Source organism: Paenochrobactrum pullorum, from assembly GCF_041929845.1.
Lineage (GTDB): Bacteria > Pseudomonadota > Alphaproteobacteria > Rhizobiales > Rhizobiaceae > Paenochrobactrum > Paenochrobactrum pullorum.
Map to the genome: position 1 here is coordinate 944,260 of NZ_JBHEEH010000001.1, position 24,561 is coordinate 968,820.

Here is a 24,561-nt window from a genome sequence, read left to right on the forward strand (position 1 = left end):
AGGCGGAGAATTATCATGACACGACCTGTCACCCCCTTACTTGATCAGGTGAACATTCCTTCAGACTTGCGCGATCTGCCGGAAGCAGAACTGCCGCAGCTGGTAGACGAATTACGCGGCGAACTGATTGATGTTGTTTCCACAACCGGCGGACATTTAGGTGCCGGCCTTGGTGTGGTGGAACTGACCGTTGCGTTGCACCATGTATTTGATACGCCGCATGACCGCATTATCTGGGATGTGGGGCACCAGACCTATCCGCATAAAATTTTGACAGGTCGACGTGATCGCATCCGCACCCTTCGTCAGGAAAACGGACTTTCCGGATTTACCAAGCGTTCGGAAAGTGAATATGATCCGTTTGGGGCCGCGCATTCCTCTACGTCTATTTCTGCTGGTCTCGGCATGGCGGTGGCAAGCGAACTCTCCGGCGATGCACGTAATGTCATCGCGGTGATCGGTGATGGCTCGATGTCGGCTGGTATGGCTTATGAGGCCATGAACAATGCCGGAGCACTGGATGCGCGCCTTATCGTTATTCTCAATGATAATGACATGTCGATCGCGCCGCCAACCGGTGCGATGAGCGCCTATCTGGCGCGTCTTGTTTCTGGTCGCACCTATCGCTCATTGCGTGAAAACGCCAAACAACTGGCTAAAAAACTGCCGAAATTCTTGCAGGATAAAGCGCGTAAATCTGAAGAATATGCACGTGCATTCTGGACAGGCGGTTCACTGTTTGAAGAGCTCGGCTTTTATTATGTCGGGCCGATTGATGGTCATAATCTCGATCATTTGCTTCCCGTATTGAAAAATGTCCGTGATATGCAAGACGGTCCCGTTCTTATTCATGTCGTGACCCAAAAGGGTAAAGGTTATGCGCCGGCGGAAGCGGCCGCAGACAAATATCACGGTGTGAACAAGTTTGATGTGATTACCGGTGCGCAGTCCAAACCACCGGCAAATGCACCAAGCTATACCAAAATTTTCGGCACCAGCCTGATTGAAGAAGCGCGCCACGACGAAAAAATCGTCGCCATCACTGCCGCGATGCCGGGCGGCACTGGTATCGATCTCTTTGGTGAAGCATTTCCGAGCCGTACCTTTGATGTCGGCATTGCGGAGCAACATGCGGTGACTTTTGCGGCAGGTCTTGCAAGCGAAGGGTTCAAACCCTTTGCTGCGATTTACTCAACTTTTTTGCAGCGCGGCTATGATCAGGTTGTGCATGATGTTTCTTTGCAAAATTTGCCGGTTCGTTTTCCGATTGACCGCGCAGGCTTAGTGGGGGCAGATGGTGCCACCCATGCAGGTTCGTTTGACACTGGATTTTTGGCAGCCTTGCCGGGTTTTGTCGTGATGGCGGCATCCGATGAAGCGGAATTGCGCCATATGGTACGCACTGCTGCTGAATATGATGAAGGGCCGATTTCATTCCGCTATCCACGTGGCGATGGTGTGGGCGTTGAACTGCCCGAGCGTGGTTCGGTTTTAGAAATCGGTAAGGGGCGCATTGTGCGTGAGGGCAGCAAAGTGGCGCTTCTCTCATTCGGCACTCGTTTGCAGGAATGTTTGGCTGCAGCCGATGTGCTGGATGCGGCCGGACTTTCCACCACTGTAGCAGATGCACGTTTTGCCAAACCTTTGGATCAGGATCTCATCCGCCGTTTGGCGCGTGAACATGAAGTGCTCGTTACCATTGAAGAAGGTGCAATCGGCGGCTTTGGCTCGCATGTTTTGCATTTTCTTGCGCGTGAATCCTTGCTGGATGGCGGCTTGCGGGTTCGCACGCTTACTTTGCCGGATATGTATCAGGATCATGCCAAGCCGGAAGTGATGTATGCCAATGCCGGTCTTGACCGTACGGGCATTGTCCATGCTGTTTTTGCCGCACTTGGCCGTGAGGAAATTGCCGCACCTTTTCGGGCTTGATCAGATCGCTTTGTGACGATTGGCCACTTGCTTAAAATGCTTGGCTGCGTCATGAAAGCGCGATGAATGATATAAGTGACCCTGCCGCCCGTTTGCGCCTTGATCAGCTATTGGTTGAGCGAAAGCTCTTTGCAACGCGCTCGCGTGCGCGCGATGCTGTCACGCGTTCAACTGTGCAGGTGGACGGGCAGGTGATTGCAAAACCCGGTGCATTGGTGGCGCGCAATGCGGTGATCAGTGTTGATGATCCGGCAAGCAGCTATGTTTCGCGGGCAGCGCTCAAACTGATTGCGGGGTTGGATCATTTCAAATTCGATGTGAAAGGGCGCTTTGCTCTTGATATCGGTGCTTCGACCGGTGGCTTTACCCAAGTTTTGCTCGAACGCGGTGCCGCGCATGTGGTTGCGGTTGATGTCGGCCATGACCAGCTGCATTCAACTCTGGTACGTAATAAAAATGTGACCAACCATGAGGGCTTAAATGCCCGTCATTTGGATTTCAGCCATCTGGATGGGCATGCGATTGATTGTGTGGTGTCTGATGTCAGTTTCATATCCTTGAAGCTGGCTCTGCCGCAAGCATTGCAATTAGCGGTTCCCAATGCCATTTGCGTGTTGTTGGTGAAACCACAATTTGAAGCGGGGCGCGAAGCTATCGGCAAAGGTGGTTTGTTGCGCGATCCGTCACAAGGGCCCGTCATCGCAGAGAATTTGCGCGATTGGCTGGATATCCAGACCGGATGGCGCGCACTTGGAATATGTGTTTCCCCCATTGAAGGCGGAGACGGCAATTTAGAATATTTACTGGCAGGAATAAAAGACCAATGAGCACACGTGTAACAATCAGCTCAGTAGGTGCAGGTGGCGACGGGGTTGCCATGACCGCTGACGGTCAGGTTTTCGTGCCTTTTACACTGGCGGGTGAAGTAGCCAATATTGCACGTGATAAAAATCGCGGCACTGTAGTGGCTTTGCTGGAAGCATCTCCGGAACGTCAAGCGGCAGAATGTCAGCATTTTGAAGATTGCGGCGGTTGCTCGTTGCAACATTGGGAAGCGGAGCCTTATCAGGCATGGAAGCGTGGATTGGTTGTTGCGGCCTTGAAAGGCTATGGCATTGATGTAGAGCCGGAGCCATTGGTGGCTTGCGCCCCTTATAGCCGCCGTCGAGTGGTTTTTGCGGCGCGCAAAACCGAAAGCGCGATGCTGTTGGGTTTCAATCGCCATTTGAGCCACGAAATTATCAATATCTCCGAATGTGTGGTGGCAGTTCCGGAAATTACTGATCGCCTGGAGGATTTGCGTGGGGTGGCAGCGATTATCGCGCCTGGTTCCAAGCCTTTCAAACTGGCAGTAACAGTGACTGCATCTGGTCTTGATATCGCAGCGCAAGGTTGTGACTCCCCTGATGATAAAACCCGTATGGCACTGACTGATTATGTAGTCAGTCACGGTTTTGCGCGGCTTGCATCGGATGGTGAAATTATCGTCGAGCCGAAAAAGCCGCTTATCCATTTTGGCAAAGTACCGGTCAATATTCCGTCGGGTAGTTTTTTGCAGGCCACTGAAGCTGCAGAAAAAACCATGGTTGAACTGGTCACAAAACATTTGAGCAAGGCTAAAAAAACGGCCGACCTTTTCTGCGGTGTTGGTACTTTTGGATTGCGCATTGCCGAGAAAAACGCTGTCCATTGCATTGAAAATGATGCGCCAGCTTTGGTAGCACTTGATCGCGGCATTCGCCATGTACAGGGTTTGAAGCCGGTCACGGTTGAGCGCCGTGATTTGTTCCGCCGCCCGCTTTTGGTGCGTGAATTAGCGCCTTATCAGGGCATTGTGTTTGATCCGCCGCGCGCTGGTGCCGAAGAACAGGCCAAAGAACTGGCAAAGTCTAAGGTTGCCAAAGTCGCAGCAGTTTCGTGCAATCCAGTGACATTGGCGCGTGACTTATCCATTCTGGTCAAGGGTGGGTACAAGATCGACAAGATCGTGCCGGTCGATCAGTTTCTGTGGTCATCGCATGTGGAAACCGTTGCTCTGTTGACCAAGAAATAAGGTTGGCGTTTCATTGACTTAAACGACGATTTCGCTTTTAATCATGAGTAACCAGCGGTGTCTGGCTCTCTTAAACTGAAGGAGATTTATGCGCAGCGTTCTTATTGCCGGATTTTCGATTTTGACCAAGGGCTCAAAATCACAATAAGTATTGCCCTTTTTTGGGTAATGAGTTTCGCATATAATTAAATTTTCAGGTGCTTTCATGAAAGAAAGAATAATTCTGATCCGCCCAATGATTGCGGATGATGTCGTGCGTTCGGCCGATATTTGGTTGCGCGCGTCTAAAATCGCCCATGGTTTTCTCGGCCACGAATTGTTGGAAGAACAGCTTCAGCTGATGAAAGATATCTATCTGATGCAAGCGGAAAACTGGGTGCTCGTCAGTGACGATCACGTGATGGGCTTTGTTGGTTTGATTGATAATTTTATTGGCGGTTTATTTGTAGATCCGGATTTTCAAGGGCAGGGGTTTGGTCTCAAGCTTTTGCAACATGCGCAAAACTTAAAAAAACAACTGGAATTGCAGGTCTATGAACGCAATCAGCAAGCCGTCAATTTTTATCTGAAATACGGTTTCGAAATCATTCAGCGTGATGAAACGGATGATGATGGTTTGCCATTTGTACAGTTGACAATGGTGCTCAAAGATTGACCAAAATATTAAGAGCAGTTTTCATGAATCATTTTCATCGAAAACTGCTCTTATATATTGAATTTTATAAATAATATTCCTTTTAGAAATCAAATAGCCGTGCCGCCAACCGTCATCTGATCCATACGCAAATGCGGCTGACCAACACCGACAGGTACCCACTGGCCGCCTTTGCCGCAATTGCCGGTGCCATTATCAAGCTTTGAATCATTGCCCAGCATGGTAATACGCTGCATCGCTTCAGGGCCGTTGCCTATCAGCATCGCTCCCTTAATCGGCGCAGTGACTTTGCCGTTTTCAATCTTGTAGGCTTCGGTGCAACCAAACACGAATTTACCCGACGTGATATCCACCTGACCACCCCCGAATGAAACAGCATAAATACCGTTTTTCACCGATGCGATGATTTCTTCCGGTGTTTTGTCGCCTGACAGCATAATGGTGTTGGTCATACGCGGCATAGGGGCATGGGCATAAGATTCGCGTCGACCATTGCCGGTTGGTTGCATGCCCATCAGGCGCGCGTTTTGGCGATCCTGCATGTAATTGACGAGCTTGCCGTCTTCGATCAGCACGGTGCGGTTGGTCGGTGTGCCTTCATCATCAATGGTCAGCGAGCCACGGCGTTGCATGATTGTGCCATCATCAACAACCGTCACACCTTTGGAGGCAACCTGTTGTCCCATAAGGTCTGCAAAGGCAGATGTTTTCTTGCGGTTGAAGTCACCTTCCAGGCCGTGGCCGACTGCTTCGTGCAGCATCACACCCGGCCAGCCATTGGCAAGCACAATATCCATGGTGCCCGCAGGGGCGGGGACAGCCTCCAGATTGACCAGTGCCTGACGCAGTGCTTCATCAGCCGCATATTGCCATGCATCCGTGGCAATAAACTCACCGAACAATGCACGTCCGCCGTGGCTGAAAGAGCCAGTTTCCTGACGGTCACCGTCACCCGCAACAACCGACACGTTAAGGCGAACCATCGGGCGTACATCACGCACGAAATGGCCGTCGGCACGTAAGATTTCAACTTGTTTCCAAGAGGCTGCAACAGAGACCGAAACCTGTCGTACTTTCGGATCTTTGGCGCGCAAATATGCGTCAATTTCTTGTAACAAGCGCACTTTGGCATCAAAACTTGGGGAGCCGATCGGATTTTCATCGGTGTAAAGCTGGCGGTTGGTTCCAAGTGGTGCGGCACTATATTGGCCGCCATAGCCGTGGGTGGTGGCAGAAACTGCATCTGCTGCCCGCTTTAAAGCGGCAAGAGATAACTCGCCCGCATGGGCATAACCGATGGCTTCGCCGGCGACAGCACGAAGGCCAAAGCCCTGATCCTGATTGAAAGCGCCGGTTTTTAAACGGCCGTTATCAAAGCCCAATGATTCGGCTTCACCATATTCCAGATAAAGCTCACCATCATCGCTGCCTTGCAGTGTCTGGCTTAAAATTCGCTGAATATCGTCGCGATTGGCATCAAAACTATCAATCAGGCTTTTCATAAAAATACATCCTGCAAACTTATCACATTTGCAGGATGTAAGCGTTTCAGTGCTTAAGAACAACCGTTCGTTTAAGGAAGAGCATCAAAGCCTTCGGCAAAGCCCTTCAAATCAACAGGAATACCAATGCCTTCTTCCGGTGTTTGGAACACGATGAAGGTTGCAGATTTACCTGCGCGGAAGGTTTTCATCAAAGCATCGTCCAGAATGACTTCTGCATAGCAACCATCTTCAAAGCAGCGCACGAAATAAGCGCGGCCGATATCTTTGCCGTCAACATTAAGGCCAAGTCCGTTTGGCAGCAACACACCAAGAGGTGCGAGAACGCGCAAGATGCGGGCTTTATTATCGGCGGTCTTCAAAACAACAACGGACAGGCCGAGTTCAGGGCGGTCCGCGGCAACAACATTTTGAATGAGGGCGCATTGTTCGTTTTGCGCGCCGGCCGGTGTGTCGCAAAGGATCGACCATTCACCGTGCTTGGAACGTAATGTGCCTTTTTGATTGCCTGCACTGCTGGATTGCTCGGTGGCTGTCGGCGCTTGCTGCTGTGCGGTGTTCTGGGCGCTGGAAATGCTGGTTGAACCGGCCAAAATGCCGCCAAGACACAAAGAGAAAATTGCTAATTGCTGAGAAATTTTACGAACAGTCATGGAAGCTCCAGATCGAATCACCGTGGCACTATCGCGCTGTACCGGCATGAAAATATATTATCATCCTCAATAAGGCGAAATGATAAGACTTCCAATGAGATGTTGCGCATTTTTATTGATATTGGTTTAAAACACGGCGGATTTGTGAGAAAAAACCACAAACTGCACTGCTATACACAAGATTTTGAATAAAATCCTGCAGTGGTTTTTTCCTTAAATTACATGGGCGCGCGCAAAAATGCCGCATGATAAGATATTCGCCTTCCTTGCGGTGTGCGTTAAGGTGTGGTTGAACGCCAAATGGGGGATGGCGGTTGTTTTTGTAGGGATAGCTGGCGTCCGGCCTGCAAAAGGCTACAACGGGAGAGAATTCTGGTGAGAAAGATTTTTGCCACATCAACGGGCACCGCATTTGGTGTTCTGGCACTTCTGTGGACCAGTATATCTGCGCAGGCAGAACAGCCGCGCGATTGGGAATACAGATTCCAAGAACCTGCTACCGGTATTATGGAGCAGATCAAATGGTTTGAAGAATATACACTTTGGTTCATCATTCCGGTGACAACACTGGTGCTTTTATTGATCCTCTGGGTCATTTTGAAGTATCGTGCCAGTGCTAATCCGGTGCCGTCCAAAACAAGTCACAACACCATGATTGAAGTGATCTGGACGACAGGTCCGGTGATTGCGCTTGTTTGTATTGCTATTCCTTCTTTCCAGCTTCTGACGGCACAATATTCGCCTGATGATCCGTCACTGACAGTCAAGGCGACTGGTTATCAGTGGTATTGGGGCTACGAGTATCAAGTTGAAAATCCGGTTAGTTTTGATTCTTTGATGCTTAAAGAAAGTGAACGAGCCGAATACGGAAAAGAAGATGTTGCTAAATATCCGCGTCTTCTTGCCGTTGACAATGAAGTTGTTGTGCCGGTCGGTGAAACAGTTCGTTTGCTGGTAACAGCCGCTGACGTTATTCACTCATGGACAATTCCTGCATTCGGAGTGAAAATGGATGCGGTGCCGGGGCGCTTGAACGAGGCTTGGTTCAAAGCTGATCGCGAAGGTCTCTATTTCGGTCAATGTTCCGAGCTTTGTGGCAAGGATCATGCATTCATGCCGATTGCAGTACGTGTTGTTTCCAAGGAAAATTATGAAACTTGGTTGGCAGCGGCGGCTTCTGATCTGGACGAAGCCAATAAGGCGCTGAGGGCTGCTGTTGAAGGTGGTCAGGCAACAAATAAGGTGGCGGCTGCCGGTAACTGATTTCGGTAAGTACCTCTGTTGAGAAACGGGAGCAATCGCATGGCTGGCACAGCAGCTCAAGACATACACGACGACCACAAGCCAAAAGGCTGGGTGCGTTGGGTCTATTCGACCAACCACAAAGATATTGGTACTTTGTACCTTATTTTTGCAATTTTCTCAGGCATTATCGGCGGCGCTTTGTCTATTGCGATGCGCGCAGAATTGCAGGAACCCGGCATTCAGATTTTTCATGGTCTGGCGGCGATGGTTTATGGCGTTGAAGGTGATGCGGCGCTTGATGCGGGTAAGCACATGTTCAACGTGTTCACCTCCATGCATGCGCTGATCATGATCTTCTTCATGGTCATGCCTGCACTTATCGGTGGTTTCGCCAACTGGATGATCCCGCTTATGATCGGTGCGCCTGACATGGCGTTTCCGCGCATGAACAACATCTCCTTCTGGCTTTTGCCACCGGCATTGCTGTTATTGTTGATTTCCTTCTTCGTGCCGGGACCTGCCGGTGGTTGGGGCGCAGGTGGTGGTTGGACACTTTATCCGCCGCTTTCAACATCCGGTCAGCCGGGACCTGCGGTAGACTTCGCAATTCTGGCGATCCATATTTCCGGTGCTTCGTCCATTCTTGGTGCGATTAACTTCATCACCACGATTTTGAACATGCGTGCTCCGGGCATGACTCTACATAAAATGCCGCTTTTTGCATGGGCAGTGCTCGTTACAGCATTCCTGCTTTTGCTCTCGCTGCCGGTTCTGGCAGGTGGTATCACCATGCTTCTGACCGACCGTAACTTCGACACTGCATTCTTTGCACCCGATGGCGGTGGTGACCCGATCCTTTATCAGCACTTGTTCTGGTTCTTCGGTCATCCTGAAGTGTATATTCTGATTTTGCCGGGCTTTGGTATCGTCAGTCACATTATCTCAACCTTCTCCCGTAAGCCGATCTTTGGTTATCTGGGGATGGCTTATGCGATGGTTGCGATCGGTGTTGTCGGGTTCGTGGTTTGGGCGCACCATATGTATACTGTTGGTCTGTCGCTCGACACCCAGCGTTACTTCGTATTTGCAACCATGGTGATCGCGGTGCCGACCGGTATCAAGATATTCTCGTGGATTGCCACCATGTGGGGTGGTTCGATCACCTTCCGTGCACCAATGCTCTGGGCAATCGGCTTTATCTTCCTGTTCACCATTGGTGGTATGACCGGTGTTCAGCTGGCAAATGCTGGTCTCGACCGTTCATTGCACGATACATATTATGTGGTTGCACACTTCCATTACGTGCTGTCGCTAGGTGCTGTGTTCGCAATCTTTGCGGGCTGGTACTACTGGTTCCCTAAAATGACCGGTTATATGTATAGCGAGTTCACTGCGAAGCTGCATTTCTGGCTCACCTTCATCGGTGTGAACCTGATCTTCTTCCCGCAGCACTTTCTTGGTCTTGCTGGTATGCCACGTCGTTATATCGACTATCCGGATGCTTATACCGGCTGGAACATGGTGTCGTCTTACGGCTCATATATCTCCGGCTTTGCGGTTCTGATTTTCCTCTACAACGTCTTCGAAGCATTTGCGAAGAAGCGTGAAGCAGGTGCGAACCCATGGGGCGATGGCGCAACCACTCTGGAATGGCAGCTTTCTTCACCACCACCTTTCCACCAGTGGGAAGAGTTGCCACGCATTAAATAAGAGAATACTAATAAGATTTTCGGGCGGCGATGCGCCGTCCGGAACTCAACGACGAAGATAGATGAATGTTTTCGTAAATCGGTTGAGCTTTTCGAAAATATTCATTGGATCGTTAGCGTTTCGATGATGAAGAGGGCATAATTGTCCTGATGGAATGAGAGCAATGTCTGTGATTGGAAAAAATATAGCTTCCGATAATGATTATCGCCTCTCCGAGGCGATGGCATCGGATTATATCACGCTGTTGAAACCGCGTGTGATGTCACTGGTTGTGTTTACAGGCTTCGTTGGTCTGATGGCAGCTCCGGGACATATGAATCCGGTGCTTGCTGCAATCACCATTCTTTGCATTGCTGTGGGCGCAGGTGCATCGGGTGCTTTGAATATGTGGTATGATGCCGATATCGACATCATTATGAAGCGTACCCGCAACCGCCCGATACCAGCAGGCCTGATCTCGCCCGAACAGGTGTTGGTTTTCGGTCTGACGCTTTCAGTTTTTTCAGTGCTCACATTAGGCTTGTTGGTCAACTGGTTATCCGCTGCTTTGCTGGCCTTCACCATTTTCTTTTATGTGGTGATCTATTCAATGTGGCTGAAGCGCTCGACCCCGCAAAATATCGTGATCGGCGGTGCATCCGGAGCGTTTCCACCAATGATCGGTTGGGCGGCTGCAACTGGTTCCATCAGCCTCGACAGCATTGTGCTGTTTTTGATCATTTTCCTTTGGACGCCTCCGCATTTCTGGGCGCTGTCATTGTTCATGAGCAATGATTATGAAGCCGCCCGCATCCCGATGATGCCGAATGTAAAAGGTGAAGCATCCACCAAGCGTCAGATTGTCGGCTATTCGCTGATTATGGCACCTGTTGGTGTTTTGCCTTGGGTGTTGGGTTTTGCTGGTGTCACTTATGGTATCGTGGCTACCATCATGGGACTGATTTTTGTTTATTATGCTTGGAAGCTGTTGCAGGCACCGACGCATGAAACAATGATTGCAAGTGCCCGAAAACTGTTCCGTTTTTCGCTGCTTTATTTGGCTGGTTTGTTTGCAACATTGTTGGCAGAAGTTTTGCTTTATAAGGCGCTTGTCGGATTTGGAGTTATAGCATGAATACGTCCGACAAGAAGCTTGAACTGATCAAGCCGACCGAAAAGCAAAAGCGTGCGCAGCGTAACCGTTCGGTTGGCTTGGCTATCGCTTTGGCACTGTTCGTTATTATTGTTTATGTCGGTACATGGGCTAAGCTTGGTGCAAATGCACTGATCCGGCCGATGTAATCGAAGATCAAGGGGAGGGAAGAATGGGCACTCAGCAGGGTGATAAAAATACGAAGAAGGAAACTTCCAATCGTGTTATCGCATTTGCGTGTCTAAGCTTTTTTGCCTGTATGATCGGTGCGGCTTATGCATCTGTTCCGCTTTATCGTCTTTTCTGTCAGGTGACTGGCTATGGCGGCACCACCCAGCGGGTCGAGCAGTATTCAGACAAGATCCTCAATCAAACGATCAAGGTTCGCTTTGATGCCAATACGGCCGGAGGTTTACCATGGGATTTCAAACCGGTTCAGCGTGAGGTTGAACTGAAAATCGGTGAAACCACTTTGGTCAAATATGAGGCCATTAATAAATTCGACGGACCGACTTATGGCCGAGCGACTTTTAACGTGACCCCTGGCCGTGCAGGCGCTTATTTCAACAAGGTGGAGTGTTTCTGCTTTACCGATACGACACTTGCTGCCGGCGAAGATATGGAAATGCCGGTACTGTTCTTCGTTGATCCGGATTTTGTTAATGATCCTGACCTGAAAGATGTAAAAACAATCACACTTTCTTATACTTTTTTTCCAATTGACGAGCCTAAGCCACTTGCGGCGGCCAAAGTTGGCGATAAACTGGAAAGTGAAGGGAAATTATAACGATCGCTTCACTTTTGCGAGTAAGCATTCAGAGGAGCTCTGGGGAGAGACATGGCTGACGCCCATCATAAAAATCATGATTACCATATCATAGCACCAAGTCCGTGGCCATTTATCGGTTCGGTCGGTGCCTTTGTGCTGGCGCTTGGCGGTATTGCTTATATGCGCTACCTCAATGCCGGTGAATTACATCTCTTTGGTATCAATCTGGTGACACCATGGCTTTTTGTCATGGGTATCGCCATCGTTCTCTACTGCATGTATGGCTGGTGGAGTGACACGATCAAAGAAGGTAAAGAAGGACATCATACCCGCGTGGTATCAATCCATCTTCGCTATGGCATGATCATGTTCATTGCTTCCGAAGTCATGTTCTTTGCTGCTTGGTTCTGGGCATTTTTTGATGCAAGTCTGTTCCCGAATGATCCTGAGCAATTCGCACGTACGGCTTATACCGGCGGTGTTTGGCCTCCAAAGGGCATCGAAGTTCTGGATCCATTTCATTTGCCGCTTTATAATACTGTTATTCTGCTGCTTTCAGGCACAACCTTGACATGGGCACACCATGCGATGTTGGTGAAAGATCGCACTGGCATGATTGCAGGTCTTGCCCTGACGGTTGCACTTGGCGTGTTGTTCTCATTTGTGCAGGCTTATGAATATGCCTATGCACCATTTGCTTTTAAAGATTCGATCTATGGTGCCACTTTCTTCATGGCAACCGGCTTCCATGGTTTCCACGTTTTCATTGGTACGATTTTCTTAGCTGTTTGCTTGTTTCGTGCAATCCGTGGCGACTTTGATGGTAAGAACCATTTCGGTTTTGAAGCCGCTGCCTGGTACTGGCATTTTGTGGACGTAGTCTGGTTGTTCTTGTTCTTCACCATGTATGTATGGGGAAGCTGGGGTGGCGTCGTCCATCAAATTATCTGAGTTTTCAATAATTTTAAAAAAAGGCGGCTGTGGGCACACAAGCCGCCTTTTTTAATACACCAGTCTTGCGTGAGTTAGTAATTAAGCGCAAAAAGGCTGTGGGAGATGAAGAACATGACAGAGCATAATCATTCAGACAGCAACGGTGTTGATCCGATCAAGGCCGGCATTTTGGGTCGATGCCCGAATTGCGGTGAAGGCAAGCTATTCAGTGGTTTTTTGCAAGTTGCCAAATCTTGTCATGTCTGTGGTCAGGATTATTCCTTTGCTGATTCCGGTGACGGGCCAGTCGTTTTCGTTATTCTCATTATTGGGTTCATTGTGCTTGGTTTGGCGCTTTGGTTAGAGACGAATTTCCAGCCTGCACTTTGGGTGCATTTAATTATTTCCATCCCCTTGGCGATCATTTTAAGTTTGGTTTTGGTACGCTGGCTCAAAGGTGTGCTGATTACATTGCAATTCAAGCATAAGGCCGCTTCTGGTCAGCTGGATGACAACCATAACAATGATGGACAGTAAGATGCCGGTTTCAATAAGCGGCAAAGCCGATACGCGTAAATTTCCTTGGGGCGTGATTGTTGTTTATCTCATTTGTTTGAGTATTTTGCTGAGCCTTGGTACTTGGCAGGTTAAACGCATGTTCTGGAAAGAAGAGCTGCTGGCTACGATTATGCAGAATATCAAAAAGCCACCAGTTTCAATCATGACTATGGAAGATATTCTAAAGCAGACAGGCAGTGTGGAATATCGACCGGTCATGGTCACTGGTACATTCATGCATGAGGGGGAGCGTCATTTTCTGGCAACATTTAAAGGTGAGGCCGGATTTTATGTCTATACACCCCTACAAATGGATGACGGGCGCTTTGTGCTGATCAATCGCGGCTTTGTTCCTTATGATCGTAAAGATCCGCAAACACGTCTTGAAGGGCAGATTGATGGCCCTGTAGCCATTACAGGGCTGGCGCGTGACCGCCTTGATGCCAAGCCTTCCAGTTTTGTACCTGATAATGATCCGGCACAAAATATTTTCTACTGGAAAGATTGGGCCGTGATGGCTGAAACAGGCGGTGTACCTGATCTGCAAACATTGGTGCCGTATTTCATCGACGCCGATGATACACCAAATCCGGGCGTTCTGCCGATTGGCGGCGTCACCAATATTGAATTGCCGAACAAACATCTGGAATATGCCATCACATGGTATGGGCTGGCTTTGGCTTTGACAGCGGTGGTTGGTGCTTATTTATGGCGTTGGCGCTATTCTAAATCCTCGCCATAATTAAGCTTAAAGCTTGACTTTTAGTGGCACTAAGCCCAACTCCTGAATATATGGGTTTTGCTGTTTCAGCAAAGCACGGTTGGTTATGCCTTGAATAAAGAGATCATGATTATGTCCATAAACGTGGAACAGCGCCCGAAACTGGAAATTCGTCTCTGTGGCCCGCGTGGTTTTTGCGCTGGTGTCGACCGCGCAATTCAGATCGTCATTCTGGCTTTGAAAAAATATGGTGCGCCGGTCTATGTGCGTCATGAAATCGTGCATAATCGCTACGTGGTTGAAGGCTTGCAATCACGCGGTGCTGTCTTCGTTGAAGAGCTGCATGAAATTCCGATTGAGCACCGTGAACAGCCGGTGGTTTTTTCAGCGCATGGCGTGCCGCAATCGGTGCCGGCTGATGCGGAAGCTAAAAATCTTTTCTATCTGGATGCAACATGCCCGCTTGTTTCCAAAGTGCACAAGCAAGCCATGCGTCATGAGCGTCAGGGTCGTCATGTAATCCTGATCGGCCATTCCGGACATCCGGAAGTGATCGGAACGATGGGGCAGCTGCCGGAAGGTGCGGTCACATTAGTGGAAACTGTAGAAGACGCCCGGGCTTGCGAATTTACTGATCCGGATAATTTAGGTTTTGTGACACAGACCACATTGTCGGTAGATGATACGGCAGGTATTGTCGCGGAATTGCAAAAGCGCTTTCCGAACTTGCTGGCGCCTGCTGCCGAATCTATCTGCTACGCCACAACCAACCGTCAGGAAGCGGTGAAAGAGGCAGCAACCGGTTGTGATTTGTTCCTGGTCGTCGGCGCACCAAATTCGTCCAATTCCAAACGCTTGGTGGAAGTGGCCGAACGCGCTGGCGCTAAAAAATCATTATTGGTGCAGCGCGCTGACGAGATTGATTGGGATGACCTTGGCAATATTTCTGTGCTTGGTCTGTCGGCTGGCGCATCTGCTCCGGAAATCATTGTCAACGAGATTATCGAAGCGTTCAAATCCCGTTTTGATGTGCAGATTGAACTTGCCGTCACAACGGTTGAAACCGAAAACTTTTTGGTGAACCGTCAGCTGCGCGATGTTGATTTAACCGTGCAGGACATGGCATTCGTCAACGGTGATAACGCAATTTAAAAGAATAACAGTTGAGCGCAAGCTTGGCTGAGGGGAAGAATATTCATGGCCGTTTACACGGATATTAATGAAGTCGAACTTGCCGCTTTTTTAAGCGATTACAATATTGGTACGCTGACTTCTTATAAAGGCATTGCAGAAGGTGTCGAAAACACCAATTATCTGCTTCATACTACAACCGGCGCTTTCATTCTGACCCTTTATGAAAAGCGGGTTAACCCGCAGGAGTTGCCGTTTTTCTTGAAACTCATGCAACATCTCTCTGCAAAAGGGCTGGAATGCCCGCAGCCAGTGGTGGCCAATAATGGTGAGATGATTGGCGAATTGGCGGGGCGTCCGGCAGCAATTGTTACCTTTTTGGAAGGCATGTGGTTACGCAAGCCCGCTGTTGAACATTGCGAGGCATTGGGCGGTGGACTGGCGCAGATGCATTTGGCTGGCCAAAGCTTTACTATGGAGCGTAAAAACGGTCTGACGGTTGATAATTGGCGGCCATTATGGCAGCAATCTTTGGCGCATTCGGAAAAGATTGAGCCGTCCCTGATCGAAGAAACCGAAGCGGATTTAACCTATCTGGAAGCCAATTGGCCGCAAGATCTGCCGCGCGGCGTTATCCATGCCGACTTGTTTCCTGATAATGTTTTCTTCCTGAATGATAAGCTGTCCGGCTTTATTGATTTCTATTTCGCCTGCACAGATATTCTGGCTTATGATGTGGCTGTATGTCTGAACGCTTGGTGCTTTGAAAAAGACCATTCCTATAATCAGACTAAAGGTGCGGCTTTGCTGCGCGGTTATAATTCTGTGCGGCCTTTGTCTGTGGCGGAAACAGAAGCTTTACCGGTGCTTTCGCGTGGTGCAGCTTTACGTTTTATGCTCACTCGTCTTTATGATTGGCTGACAGTGCCGGATGGTACATTTGTGGTTAAAAAAGACCCGATGGAATATGCGCGCAAACTGCGTTTCCACCGACAGGTGGTTAATGCCAGTGAATATGGTTTGGCCAATGTGGCAGTTTCTACAAGCGGAGAGCATGCGTGAAAGAAATACAGGCTTTCACCGATGGTGCGTGTTCAGGCAATCCGGGGCCGGGGGGCTGGGGTGTCGTGCTGCGCTGGAACGGCAATGAAAAAGAGCTGAAAGGCGGCGAGGCGGATACGACCAATAATCGGATGGAGCTGATGGCGGCAATCTCGGCGCTCAAAGCCTTGAAGCAGCCATGTCACGTGGATCTTTATACAGATAGTGTTTATGTGCGTGATGGTATTTCCAGCTGGATTGAAGGCTGGAAGCGTAATGGCTGGAAGACAGCCGCCAAAAAGCCGGTTAAAAATGCCGAGCTATGGCAGGAGCTGGATGAGGTTCGTAAACCTCACGACGTCAAATGGCATTGGGTTAAAGGCCATGCGGGGCATCCGGAAAACGAACGTGCGGATGAATTGGCGCGTGCCGGAATGGAGCCGTTTAAACCCTATAAGCCTGCTTTTACATCACTCAAAGTCAAATAAGCAGCCAATATTGACGTGAAAAAAGGGCAGATCATAACAACCATGATCTGCCCTTTATTTTTAAAGCTGTTCCAGCAGTGCGGAAGCAGCAGATGTAATGGCCTGTCCCGGCTGTTCTTCAATATTGAGAACTTTCACGACGCCGTCTTCGATAATGGCAGAATAGCGTTTGGAGCGGGTGCCCATGCCGCCACCGGAAAAATCAATATCAAGACCGGCAGCCTTGGCAAATTGTGCGCTACCATCCGCGAGGAAAGTAAGTTTGTCCTGCGCTCCGGTGTTTTTTGCCCATGCATCCATCACGAATACGTCATTGACAGCCGTAACCGCTACAGTATCAACGCCTCTGGCCTTGATGGCATCATAATTGTCGAGGAAGCCCGGCAAATGGTTCAGTGTACAGGTTGGCGTAAAGGCACCCGGTACTGCGAAGAGTACAACTTTTTTGCCCTTAAAAACGTCATCAGTGGTGACATCCTTAACGCCGTCACTGGTTTTCACTTTAAAGGTGGCATTTGGCAATTTGTCGCCGACTTTGATGGTCATATTGGGTCTCCCTTGGAATGATCTGTTATATATAGGAATGATAGATAGGTAAGTCGAGTTTCAGGTGCTTGATCAAGTAAAATATTTGCAAATCTTTTTGGCACTTATGTTTGATTTTATTTGAGGTTTGGTTTTTGAGAAATATTTTCAGGCATATAACTGTCGGTAAAAAAATTGACAGTTTGTCGTGATTAAGCCAGAGTTTATCTTCATTGAAAATAATGTATCATATCTGGATCTGTTGATCTCGAGCCTGAATTTTCACCTGTTGTGTAATGAAAGACAGGAGGTAAAGATTAGTAAAGCTGAAGAACGGGAGGACGGTTTTTTAAATGGCCAGTTTTTACTGGCTATGCCCAATATGGTGGATGAGCGTTTCGCTCGTTCTGTTGTTTATATTTGTGCGCATTCGCCTGAAGGCGCGATGGGGTTCATTATTAATCAGCAACAGCCGATCGATTTTACAGATTTGTTGGAACAAATTGGTATCATCAAAGAAGAAGATGCAATTATTTTACCCGATCATCAACGCAAGCTGATTATCCGCAATGGCGGGCCGGTCGATACAAATCGCGGCTTTGTCATCCACTCCAGTGATTATAACGTATCCTCGACGATGCCGATAGCAGATGATGTCTCCATGACTGCAACAGTGGATATTGTTCGTGCTATTTATGATGATAAAGGGCCACGGCATGCGATCTTGACACTTGGTTATTCAGGCTGGGCGGCCGGACAATTGGAGGCCGAGCTTGCACAAAATGGTTGGCTGACATGTCCTGCCAATAATGCGCTGTTATTTGAGGGGGACATCAGTAGGCAATATGAACGATTATTGTCGGAGATAGGCGTGGATATCTCCCGTCTTGTCACCAGCGCTGGAACGGCATGAATGTTTTGAAGACTTTTTGAAATAAAAAACCTGACCATTTAATGGTCAGGTTTTTTTATAAATTATGCTTTTTCAGTTTCTTGTGGTGAAAGCTCGTCACTCGCAGCCGTTTCTGCGGGCTGTTGTTTTTCCATGCTCTGTTCGGTCAGAACACGCGTTGCTTCTTCCATGAACATCGGCTCGCCGAACATGAAGCTTTGAACATATTCACAACCGATTTGTGCCAGATGTTCAGCATCATGCTCATTTTCAACCCCCTCGGTGACGACTGCCAGACCCAGATCATGCGCCATGCTGACGATGGAGCGAAGCAGTGTGTTTTTCTGCGGCTGATCGCTGATCACAAATGAACGGTCGATCTTTATAATATCAAACGGGAAGCGGGTCAGATAGGACAGTGACGAATAGCCGGTTCCAAAATCATCCAGCGACAGACCGATGCCCATTGTCTTCAAACGGTTGAGGACATGGGTGGATTGTTCCGGATTTTCCATTAAAACAGATTCAGTCAGTTCCAGTTTGAGGCTGCCGGGTTTGAGGTGGATACGTGAGATAACCGAACGTACATCACTGATCAAATCCTGACGGATGAGTTGTGTGCTGGACAGGTTGACTGAGATGAACAGATCAAATTTCGGGAATTGCTCTTGCCAGCCGGAAAGCGTTTCAGCCGCCTTTTGCATGGCAAACATGCCAAGCTGGATGATGAGCCCTGAATTCTCAGCAATTGGAATGAATTCTGACGGTGAGATCGGCCCGCGGCGTGGGTGCTCCCAGCGCATCAAAGCTTCAAAACCGGCAATCGTGCCATCGGCAAGACGTACAATCGGTTGATAGGCTAGGCTGATTTCCTCGCGTTCGATAGCACGGCGCAAATCAGATTCAAGTTGTAATTTATCGCTGCCAATTTCACGTAGAGCAGGGCGGAACGGTTCGATCTTGTCGCCGCCGCAACGCTTGGCCTGATACATTGCAAGCTCGGCATCTTTGACGAAATTTTCAGCACTTGTGGCCGCTTTTGTCCATGTGATGAGGCCAATCGAAGCCGTCAGCACAATTTCACGCTTGGCATAGGCAATGGGCGCACGAATGGCCTGACGTAGAGCCTCTGCAAAAGCTGCAATACGTGCCGGATCACTCTCGGATGCCAGCAGCAAGCCAAACTGGTCTGAGGAGAGGCGCGATAAAGTATCTTGCGGCTTGAGCAGGCGGAACAGACGACGCGAAATGGTGAGCAGGATAGTGTCACCAGCGGACATACCAAGACTGTCATTGACCTGTTTAAAACGGTCGATATTGATGATGAAAACAGTCGGGCGGAAGCGGACTTCTTCCTGCGCCATATTCATCACGCTATTTAAGCGATCCAGAAACAATTCACGATTTGGCAGACCGGTGAGATTATCATGGACCGCATCATGAAGCAGGCGCTCTTCGGCCTTTTTCTGTTCGGTAACATTGACGAGTGTACCCACGCAGCGCACGACTTCGCCATCAAGGCCGATAACAGGGCGCGCGCGCAGTGAATACCAGTGATAATGGCCGTCATTGGCACGCAGTCGAAACACTTGACTGATTTTGCCGCGGCGGTTTTCAAGAAGCGCATCCAATGTGGAGCGGAAACGGTCACGATCATCACCATGCATCACCGGCAACCAATTGCGTACCGCACTTTGCAGCGAGCTGGCACTGCTGCCTAAATAATGCGCAATATCCGGCGTGGTCGTCACACGGTCACGCGGTACATCCCAATCCCAGACAATGTCGCCGGCACCAATGACTGCGAGTGCTTGGCGTTCCATATCGGAGAGCAGACCAAGCTGCATCGCACCACCAGCAAAAGCATGTTGCATAACCGTAAAGCCGATGAGCAATACGATCAGCACCAAACCACCACCAAGCGCTGGCTGTACAATATCATTGTCGACAACGCCGGTGACTGTCATCCATCCACCGATGAGCCAGATCAGGATCAATAACCATGCTGGTATAAGCATGATTGCACGATCATAACCTTTCAGTGCGAGATAGCCGATCAGGCAGATACCACTGACAACGGTGAGCGCCAGCGAAATTCGTGCAATACCGGAGGCAATCGGCGGATCAAAAATCGCCACACCGGAAAGAGCCAGCAAGCCGAGAACCCATGTCACCGCACCATAGCTGAAATGATCATGCCAGCGATTGAGGTTGAGATAGGTGAAAAGAAAAATGACGAGCGATGCGGCAAGAGCCACCTCTGTGCCGGCACGCCATACCTGTTCATTGCCGGGTGTAATGGCAATCAGCTTTGTCCAAAAGCCGAAATCGACACAGATATAAGCGAGCACTGCCCATGCAAGGGCTGCGGTTGCCGGAAAGAGGGATGTTCCTTTGACCACAAACAAAATGGTTAAAAACAGAGCTAAAAGACCGGAAATGCCAAGCAGAATACCGCGATAAAGCGTGTAAGAGTTGACGGTGTCTTTATAGGCATCAGGCTCCCAGAGATAAACCTGCGGCAGATTGGTTGAGGCTAGTTCTGCAACAAATGTTACAACTGTACCGGGGTTGAGCGTAATGCGGAAAACGTCGGCATCAGGGCTCGGCTGGCGGTCAAGCGCAAAGCCTTCACTCGGTGTGATGGAATTTATACGGTTTGACCCCAGATCAGGCCAGACAATGCCGGAATTAACCAGACGGAAATGCGGCGCAACAATTAAGCGGTCGATCTGCTCGTCGGTCGGGTTGGCAATCGAAAAAGCCGCCCAGTCACCTGACGAGCGGCCTTTGCCGTCTGCCTGTACTTCAATACGCCGTACAATGCCATCTGGACCGGGGGCAGTTGGTACTTGTACGCTTTCGCCCTGATTGCGGAAGATTTCAACCGCACGGGTCAGATCAAGCGCGACATCATTTTTGGAAATCTTGATCGGTTCGACCGCAAAAACCGGTGAGGCGATAATGCTTGTAAGAATAAGCGTGATCATCAAGGCAGCAAGGCGAGCCATTAAGTTCAGCCGTTTCAGGGCTTTGTTGCTATAGCTTTTAATTGCCTGCACTGTTTTTACACCTTGTTGTCGATTTTGTATTTATCGCTTTCAAGCAGGGACAAAAGAATATGATCCTGCCAAACTCCGTTGATTTTCAGATAAGAGCGGAGATGTCCTTCTTTCTGAAAGCCAGCTTTTTCAAGAAGGCTGATTGAGCGTATATTATGGGGAATACAGGCAGCTTCAAGCCTGTGCAAGCCAAGATGCTGAAATGCAAAGGGGATAACCAGTGCAAGAGCCTCACTCATATAGCCTTTTCCCGCATATGGAGCGCCGCTCCAATAACCGATCATTGCATTTTGTCCGACACCGCGGCGAATATTATTGAGCGAGATACCGCCCACAAGCCGCTGGTCTTCATTACGGAAGAGAAAGAAAGGATAGGTCGTCCCTTTATTGATTTCTTCCTGATAATAACGGATACGCTGTCGAAAAGCACTTTTTTCCAATGCATCCTGTGCCCATGTCGGCTCCCAAGGTGTTAAAAAAGCCCTGCTTTTTTCACGCAAAACTTTCCATTCCTGATAATCACTTAAATACGGCTCGCGGATATAGACCTTGATACCTTGTAATTTCAGGCTGTTGTTGCGCATGAACGGCAGTGCAATCATTAAAGAGCCTTAGATATAATTTGGGGACAGCCTGTGAGTATTCCAAGAAATGTTATATGAAAAACCGGCAGCACTGCCTTTTTGCGCGGCTCCTGAACTTAAAAGAAATTCCAAAATTCAGGATGCGAATTGAGCTGCCGGTTTTAATTTCTCTCTGTTAAATGGCCAATTGAGGCTTTTTTACGCGCTTGTGCAAAGAGCTTTGAAGCGTGTCAAAGTCCATCAGCTTGCCGACGGGGCCAACCGCTGCAATAGTAGGTTTAGTATCAACAAACAAACGACCGGCCAGATCCATCAGGCGTTCAGGGGTTATGAGAGACAGACGATCCATCAATTCCTGATTGCTTACAGGGCGGCCATAAAGCATGAACTGTCGTGCCAATTGTCCGGCGCGGCTGGATGCACTTTCTTGTGCCATCAACAGTCCGGCACGATATTGCGCACGGGCGCGGTCAACTTCTTCGATGCCGATAAAATCGGAAACCTTGTGCAATTCATTAATGATGACAGGCACCAATTCCACCATTTCATCACGGCCTGTTGCCGCATGAATGCCGAAAACACCAGTATCTGAAAAGCCCCAATGGAATGCATATACTGAATAACAAAGGCCGCGTTTTTCACGCACTTCCTGAAAGAGGCGTGATGACATGCCGCCGCCCAGCACCATGGAAAGCAATTGAGAGGCGTAAAAATCGCGCACATGATAAGCGCGGCCTTCAAAGCCAAGCAGAAGCTGTGCATCCATCAGGTCACGGTCTTCTCGGAAATCACCACCGACATAATTGGCGATGGTTGGCACAGGTGCCGTATTGGCAGCGCGGAAATTGCCGAGACGTTTTTCCACTTCACGCACAAATTCATCGTGATCAATGCCGCCTGCGGCAGTCACTACCATACGGTCGGCGCTATATTGTTCGTTCATATAGCTGCGCAGATCTGCGGATGTGAAATCAGCAACCGTTTCGGGTGTTCCTAAAATAGCGCGGCCGATTGATTGGTGGCGATAGGCGGTTTCGGTAAAACGGTCAAAAACAATGTCATCAGGCGTATCATGTGCGGCACCAATTTCCTGCATGATGACCTGTTTTTCACGCTCCAGCTCGTCTTCGTCGAATTTGGAACTGGTCATGATATCGGCTAAAATATCAATGGCGAGCGGCATGTCGTTCCGCATGACGCGTGCATAATAAGAGGTGGTTTCGACGCTGGTAGCAGCGTTGATTTCACCGCCAACATTTTCAATATCGGCTGCAATTTGCCATGCTGTTCTGTTTTCTGTGCCTTTAAAGGCCATATGTTCCAGAAGATGTGCAATGCCGTGGCGATTGTCTGCTTCGTTGCGGGCACCTGCCTTTACCCAGATGCCCAATGCCACACTTTCAATATGTGGCATTGTGTCCGTAGCAATGGTCAGTCCGTTGGACAGGCGGGTAACTTCTATACTCATCCGCGGATAGCTCCCTGCTTAGCCGCTCTGGAGTGGGCAGACACGTAATCTTCTACGGTTTTCAGCTCATTATCCAAAACAGTAAATTTTTCTTTTCGAGTCATCAGGTCAGCTAACCAGTGTGGAAGAGCCGGGTCAATGCCCGATGCTGATTTTACTGCTTCAGGGAATTTTGCCGGATGGGCTGTTGCAAGGCAGACCATCGGGGCAGAAGACTTGCGTAGATCGCGTGCAACTTTAACGCCGATAGCAGAGTGCGGATCGAGCAAATAACTGTCTTTTTCCAGTACAGACTGGATTATAGCGGCTGTTTCATCAACATTTGAACGGCCGGCACCAAATTCGGCACGGATGCGTGCCAGTGGTTTAGCTTCAATGCTAAATTGGTCGGATTGTTTTAAATTGTCCATCATCGAGCGCACAGCCGCTGCATCACGATTATGTGCTTCAAACAACAAACGTTCGAAATTCGATGAAATCTGAATGTCCATTGATGGCGATGTGGTTTGTGCAACGCCACGCATTTGATAAGAGCCATCCGCCAAAGTGCGTGCCAGAATGTCATTGTCATTAGTGGCAATGAGAAGCTGGTCAATCGGCAGACCCATTTTCTTGGCAACAAAACCTGCAAAAATATCGCCGAAATTACCGGTTGGAACACTGAAAGACACGCTGCGATCCGGTGCGCCAAGACTAAGCGCAGACGTGAAATAATACACGATTTGCGGCATGATACGCGCCCAGTTGATGGAATTGACGCCGGAAAGTGACACTGCATCACGGAATTTCAAATTGTTGAACATGCCTTTGACGAGGTTTTGACAGTCATCAAAATTGCCATTGATGGAAAGGGCATGGACGTTGGAAGCCGTTGAGCTGGTCATCTGGCGCTGCTGCACAGGCGAGACGCGGCCATTCGGGAACAGAATGAAAATATCGGTGCGGTCACGTCCGGCAAAGGCTTCAATAGCGGCACCACCGGTGTCGCCGGATGTGGCACCAACGATTGTTGCGCGCTCCCCGCGCTGTGCCAATGTGTAATCCATCAGGCGCGCCAAAAGCTGCATGGCAACATCTTTAAAAGCTAATGTCGGCCCGTGGAAAAGTTCCAGCACAAATTCATTTGCGCCTGTTTGCACCAACGGGCACACCGCATCATGCCGGAATGTGCCATAGGCTTCTTCAACCATTTTCCTGAAATCATCAGCCGGAATTTCACCGTCGATAAAAGGTGTGAGTACGGCGATTGCGATATCCACATAAGATTTACCGCGAAGTGCACGTATTTCAGCCGCACTGAACTGCGGAAATTCCTGTGGCAAATAAAGGCCGCCATCGCGTGCCAGACCAGCCAATAATGCATCGCTGAAACCCAGAACTGGTGCTTCGCCCCGCGTACTTACATATTTCATTTTAAAACAGCCTTCGTTCCCGATTGCATCTTGGTTTTGCTATTTTCTGCGATACCGCATAAAAGAGATTTGTATATCTCACGTCGTCAGGGGTT

General features: G+C 49.2%; 24 protein-coding genes. 16 read left to right on the forward strand and 8 right to left on the reverse strand.

What is annotated here, in order from left to right:
• The first annotated feature begins 15 nt into the window (after positions 1-15).
• The 4 genes from dxs (at position 16) to JNC77_RS04500 (ending at position 4,640) form a co-directional block, all read left to right on the forward strand.
• Positions 16-1,932 carry a 1-deoxy-D-xylulose-5-phosphate synthase gene (gene dxs, locus JNC77_RS04485; RefSeq protein WP_374829817.1) on the forward strand — a complete coding sequence of 639 codons (1,917 nt, stop codon included), beginning with the start codon at positions 16-18 and terminating at the stop codon, positions 1,930-1,932.
• A 62-nt stretch (positions 1,933-1,994) separates the two neighbouring features.
• Positions 1,995-2,759, forward strand: coding sequence for a TlyA family RNA methyltransferase (locus tag JNC77_RS04490; protein ID WP_374829819.1), 765 nt, complete (start codon positions 1,995-1,997; stop codon positions 2,757-2,759).
• Positions 2,756-3,985: a class I SAM-dependent RNA methyltransferase gene (locus JNC77_RS04495; RefSeq protein WP_374829821.1), complete on the forward strand. Its 1,230-nt coding sequence runs from the start codon at positions 2,756-2,758 to the stop codon at positions 3,983-3,985. The genes JNC77_RS04490 and JNC77_RS04495 overlap by 4 nt, the downstream gene beginning before the upstream one ends.
• Positions 3,986-4,190: 205 nt before the next feature.
• Entirely contained in the window at positions 4,191-4,640 is a 450-nt protein-coding gene (locus JNC77_RS04500; RefSeq protein WP_374829823.1) for a GNAT family N-acetyltransferase, read from the forward strand.
• Between the two features lie 89 nt (positions 4,641-4,729).
• Here the strand turns inward: JNC77_RS04500 and tldD are convergent, their stop codons facing one another.
• The 3 genes from tldD to JNC77_RS04515 all read right to left on the reverse strand — a co-directional run bounded on the left by tldD (position 4,730) and on the right by JNC77_RS04515 (position 7,192).
• Positions 4,730-6,142, reverse strand: coding sequence for a metalloprotease TldD (gene tldD / locus JNC77_RS04505; protein ID WP_374829825.1), 1,413 nt, complete (start codon positions 6,140-6,142; stop codon positions 4,730-4,732).
• A gap of 71 nt (positions 6,143-6,213) precedes the next feature.
• Positions 6,214-6,795, reverse strand: coding sequence for an invasion associated locus B family protein (locus tag JNC77_RS04510; protein WP_374829827.1), 582 nt, complete (start codon positions 6,793-6,795; stop codon positions 6,214-6,216).
• Between the two features lie 112 nt (positions 6,796-6,907).
• Positions 6,908-7,192, reverse strand: a complete 285-nt coding sequence (locus JNC77_RS04515; RefSeq protein ID WP_374829829.1) for a hypothetical protein — start codon at positions 7,190-7,192, stop codon at positions 6,908-6,910.
• Between JNC77_RS04515 and coxB the strand changes: the two genes are divergently transcribed.
• From coxB to rnhA, 11 genes are all read left to right on the forward strand, one after another.
• Positions 7,171-8,058 (forward strand): cytochrome c oxidase subunit II, encoded by an 888-nt coding sequence (coxB, locus tag JNC77_RS04520; RefSeq protein WP_374829831.1) that lies wholly within the window; start codon positions 7,171-7,173, stop codon positions 8,056-8,058. The genes JNC77_RS04515 and coxB overlap by 22 nt on opposite strands.
• Positions 8,059-8,097: 39 nt before the next feature.
• Positions 8,098-9,750: a cytochrome c oxidase subunit I gene (ctaD, locus tag JNC77_RS04525; RefSeq protein ID WP_374829832.1), complete on the forward strand. Its 1,653-nt coding sequence runs from the start codon at positions 8,098-8,100 to the stop codon at positions 9,748-9,750.
• 163 nt (positions 9,751-9,913) lie between these two features.
• Positions 9,914-10,864 carry a heme o synthase gene (locus JNC77_RS04530; protein ID WP_374829834.1) on the forward strand — a complete coding sequence of 317 codons (951 nt, stop codon included), beginning with the start codon at positions 9,914-9,916 and terminating at the stop codon, positions 10,862-10,864.
• Entirely contained in the window at positions 10,861-11,031 is a 171-nt protein-coding gene (locus JNC77_RS04535) for a cytochrome c oxidase system small membrane protein (RefSeq protein ID WP_374829836.1), read from the forward strand. The genes JNC77_RS04530 and JNC77_RS04535 overlap by 4 nt, the downstream gene beginning before the upstream one ends.
• 23 nt (positions 11,032-11,054) lie before the next feature.
• Positions 11,055-11,669: a cytochrome c oxidase assembly protein gene (locus JNC77_RS04540; protein WP_374829838.1), complete on the forward strand. Its 615-nt coding sequence runs from the start codon at positions 11,055-11,057 to the stop codon at positions 11,667-11,669.
• Positions 11,670-11,720: 51 nt separating this feature from the next.
• Positions 11,721-12,602 (forward strand): cytochrome c oxidase subunit 3, encoded by an 882-nt coding sequence (locus JNC77_RS04545; protein WP_374829840.1) that lies wholly within the window; start codon positions 11,721-11,723, stop codon positions 12,600-12,602.
• A 114-nt stretch (positions 12,603-12,716) separates the two neighbouring features.
• On the forward strand, positions 12,717-13,121 hold the full coding sequence (locus JNC77_RS04550; protein ID WP_374829842.1) for a DUF983 domain-containing protein: 405 nt from the start codon (positions 12,717-12,719) through the stop codon (positions 13,119-13,121).
• Positions 13,093-13,884 carry an SURF1 family protein gene (locus JNC77_RS04555; RefSeq protein WP_374829844.1) on the forward strand — a complete coding sequence of 264 codons (792 nt, stop codon included), beginning with the start codon at positions 13,093-13,095 and terminating at the stop codon, positions 13,882-13,884. Before JNC77_RS04550 ends, JNC77_RS04555 begins: the two co-directional genes overlap by 29 nt.
• Positions 13,885-13,995: 111 nt before the next feature.
• The gene (gene ispH, locus JNC77_RS04560; protein WP_374829846.1) at positions 13,996-15,015 is read left to right on the forward strand and encodes a 4-hydroxy-3-methylbut-2-enyl diphosphate reductase; all 1,020 of its coding nucleotides are present in this window, start codon (positions 13,996-13,998) and stop codon (positions 15,013-15,015) included.
• A gap of 45 nt (positions 15,016-15,060) precedes the next feature.
• Positions 15,061-16,056, forward strand: coding sequence for a homoserine kinase (locus JNC77_RS04565; RefSeq protein WP_374829848.1), 996 nt, complete (start codon positions 15,061-15,063; stop codon positions 16,054-16,056).
• Positions 16,053-16,523, forward strand: coding sequence for a ribonuclease HI (gene rnhA / locus JNC77_RS04570; protein WP_374829850.1), 471 nt, complete (start codon positions 16,053-16,055; stop codon positions 16,521-16,523). The genes JNC77_RS04565 and rnhA overlap by 4 nt, the downstream gene beginning before the upstream one ends.
• Positions 16,524-16,583: 60 nt before the next feature.
• On the opposite strand, the gene JNC77_RS04575 is transcribed toward rnhA, so the two are convergent.
• Positions 16,584-17,069: a peroxiredoxin gene (locus JNC77_RS04575; RefSeq protein WP_374829852.1), complete on the reverse strand. Its 486-nt coding sequence runs from the start codon at positions 17,067-17,069 to the stop codon at positions 16,584-16,586.
• A 295-nt stretch (positions 17,070-17,364) separates the two neighbouring features.
• Between JNC77_RS04575 and JNC77_RS04580 the strand changes: the two genes are divergently transcribed.
• The gene (locus JNC77_RS04580) at positions 17,365-17,961 is read left to right on the forward strand and encodes a YqgE/AlgH family protein (protein ID WP_374830503.1); all 597 of its coding nucleotides are present in this window, start codon (positions 17,365-17,367) and stop codon (positions 17,959-17,961) included.
• A gap of 62 nt (positions 17,962-18,023) precedes the next feature.
• Here JNC77_RS04580 and JNC77_RS04585 read toward each other — a convergent pair whose 3' ends face one another.
• From JNC77_RS04585 to thrC, 4 genes are all read right to left on the reverse strand, one after another.
• Entirely contained in the window at positions 18,024-20,930 is a 2,907-nt protein-coding gene (locus JNC77_RS04585) for an EAL domain-containing protein (protein ID WP_374830505.1), read from the reverse strand.
• A 77-nt stretch (positions 20,931-21,007) separates the two neighbouring features.
• On the reverse strand, positions 21,008-21,604 hold the full coding sequence (locus JNC77_RS04590) for a GNAT family N-acetyltransferase (RefSeq protein WP_374829854.1): 597 nt from the start codon (positions 21,602-21,604) through the stop codon (positions 21,008-21,010).
• 157 nt (positions 21,605-21,761) lie between these two features.
• The gene (locus tag JNC77_RS04595; RefSeq protein ID WP_374829856.1) at positions 21,762-23,054 is read right to left on the reverse strand and encodes a M16 family metallopeptidase; all 1,293 of its coding nucleotides are present in this window, start codon (positions 23,052-23,054) and stop codon (positions 21,762-21,764) included.
• Positions 23,051-24,466 carry a threonine synthase gene (gene thrC, locus JNC77_RS04600; protein ID WP_374829858.1) on the reverse strand — a complete coding sequence of 472 codons (1,416 nt, stop codon included), beginning with the start codon at positions 24,464-24,466 and terminating at the stop codon, positions 23,051-23,053. Before thrC ends, JNC77_RS04595 begins: the two co-directional genes overlap by 4 nt.
• Between the last annotated feature and the right edge of the window lie 95 nt (positions 24,467-24,561).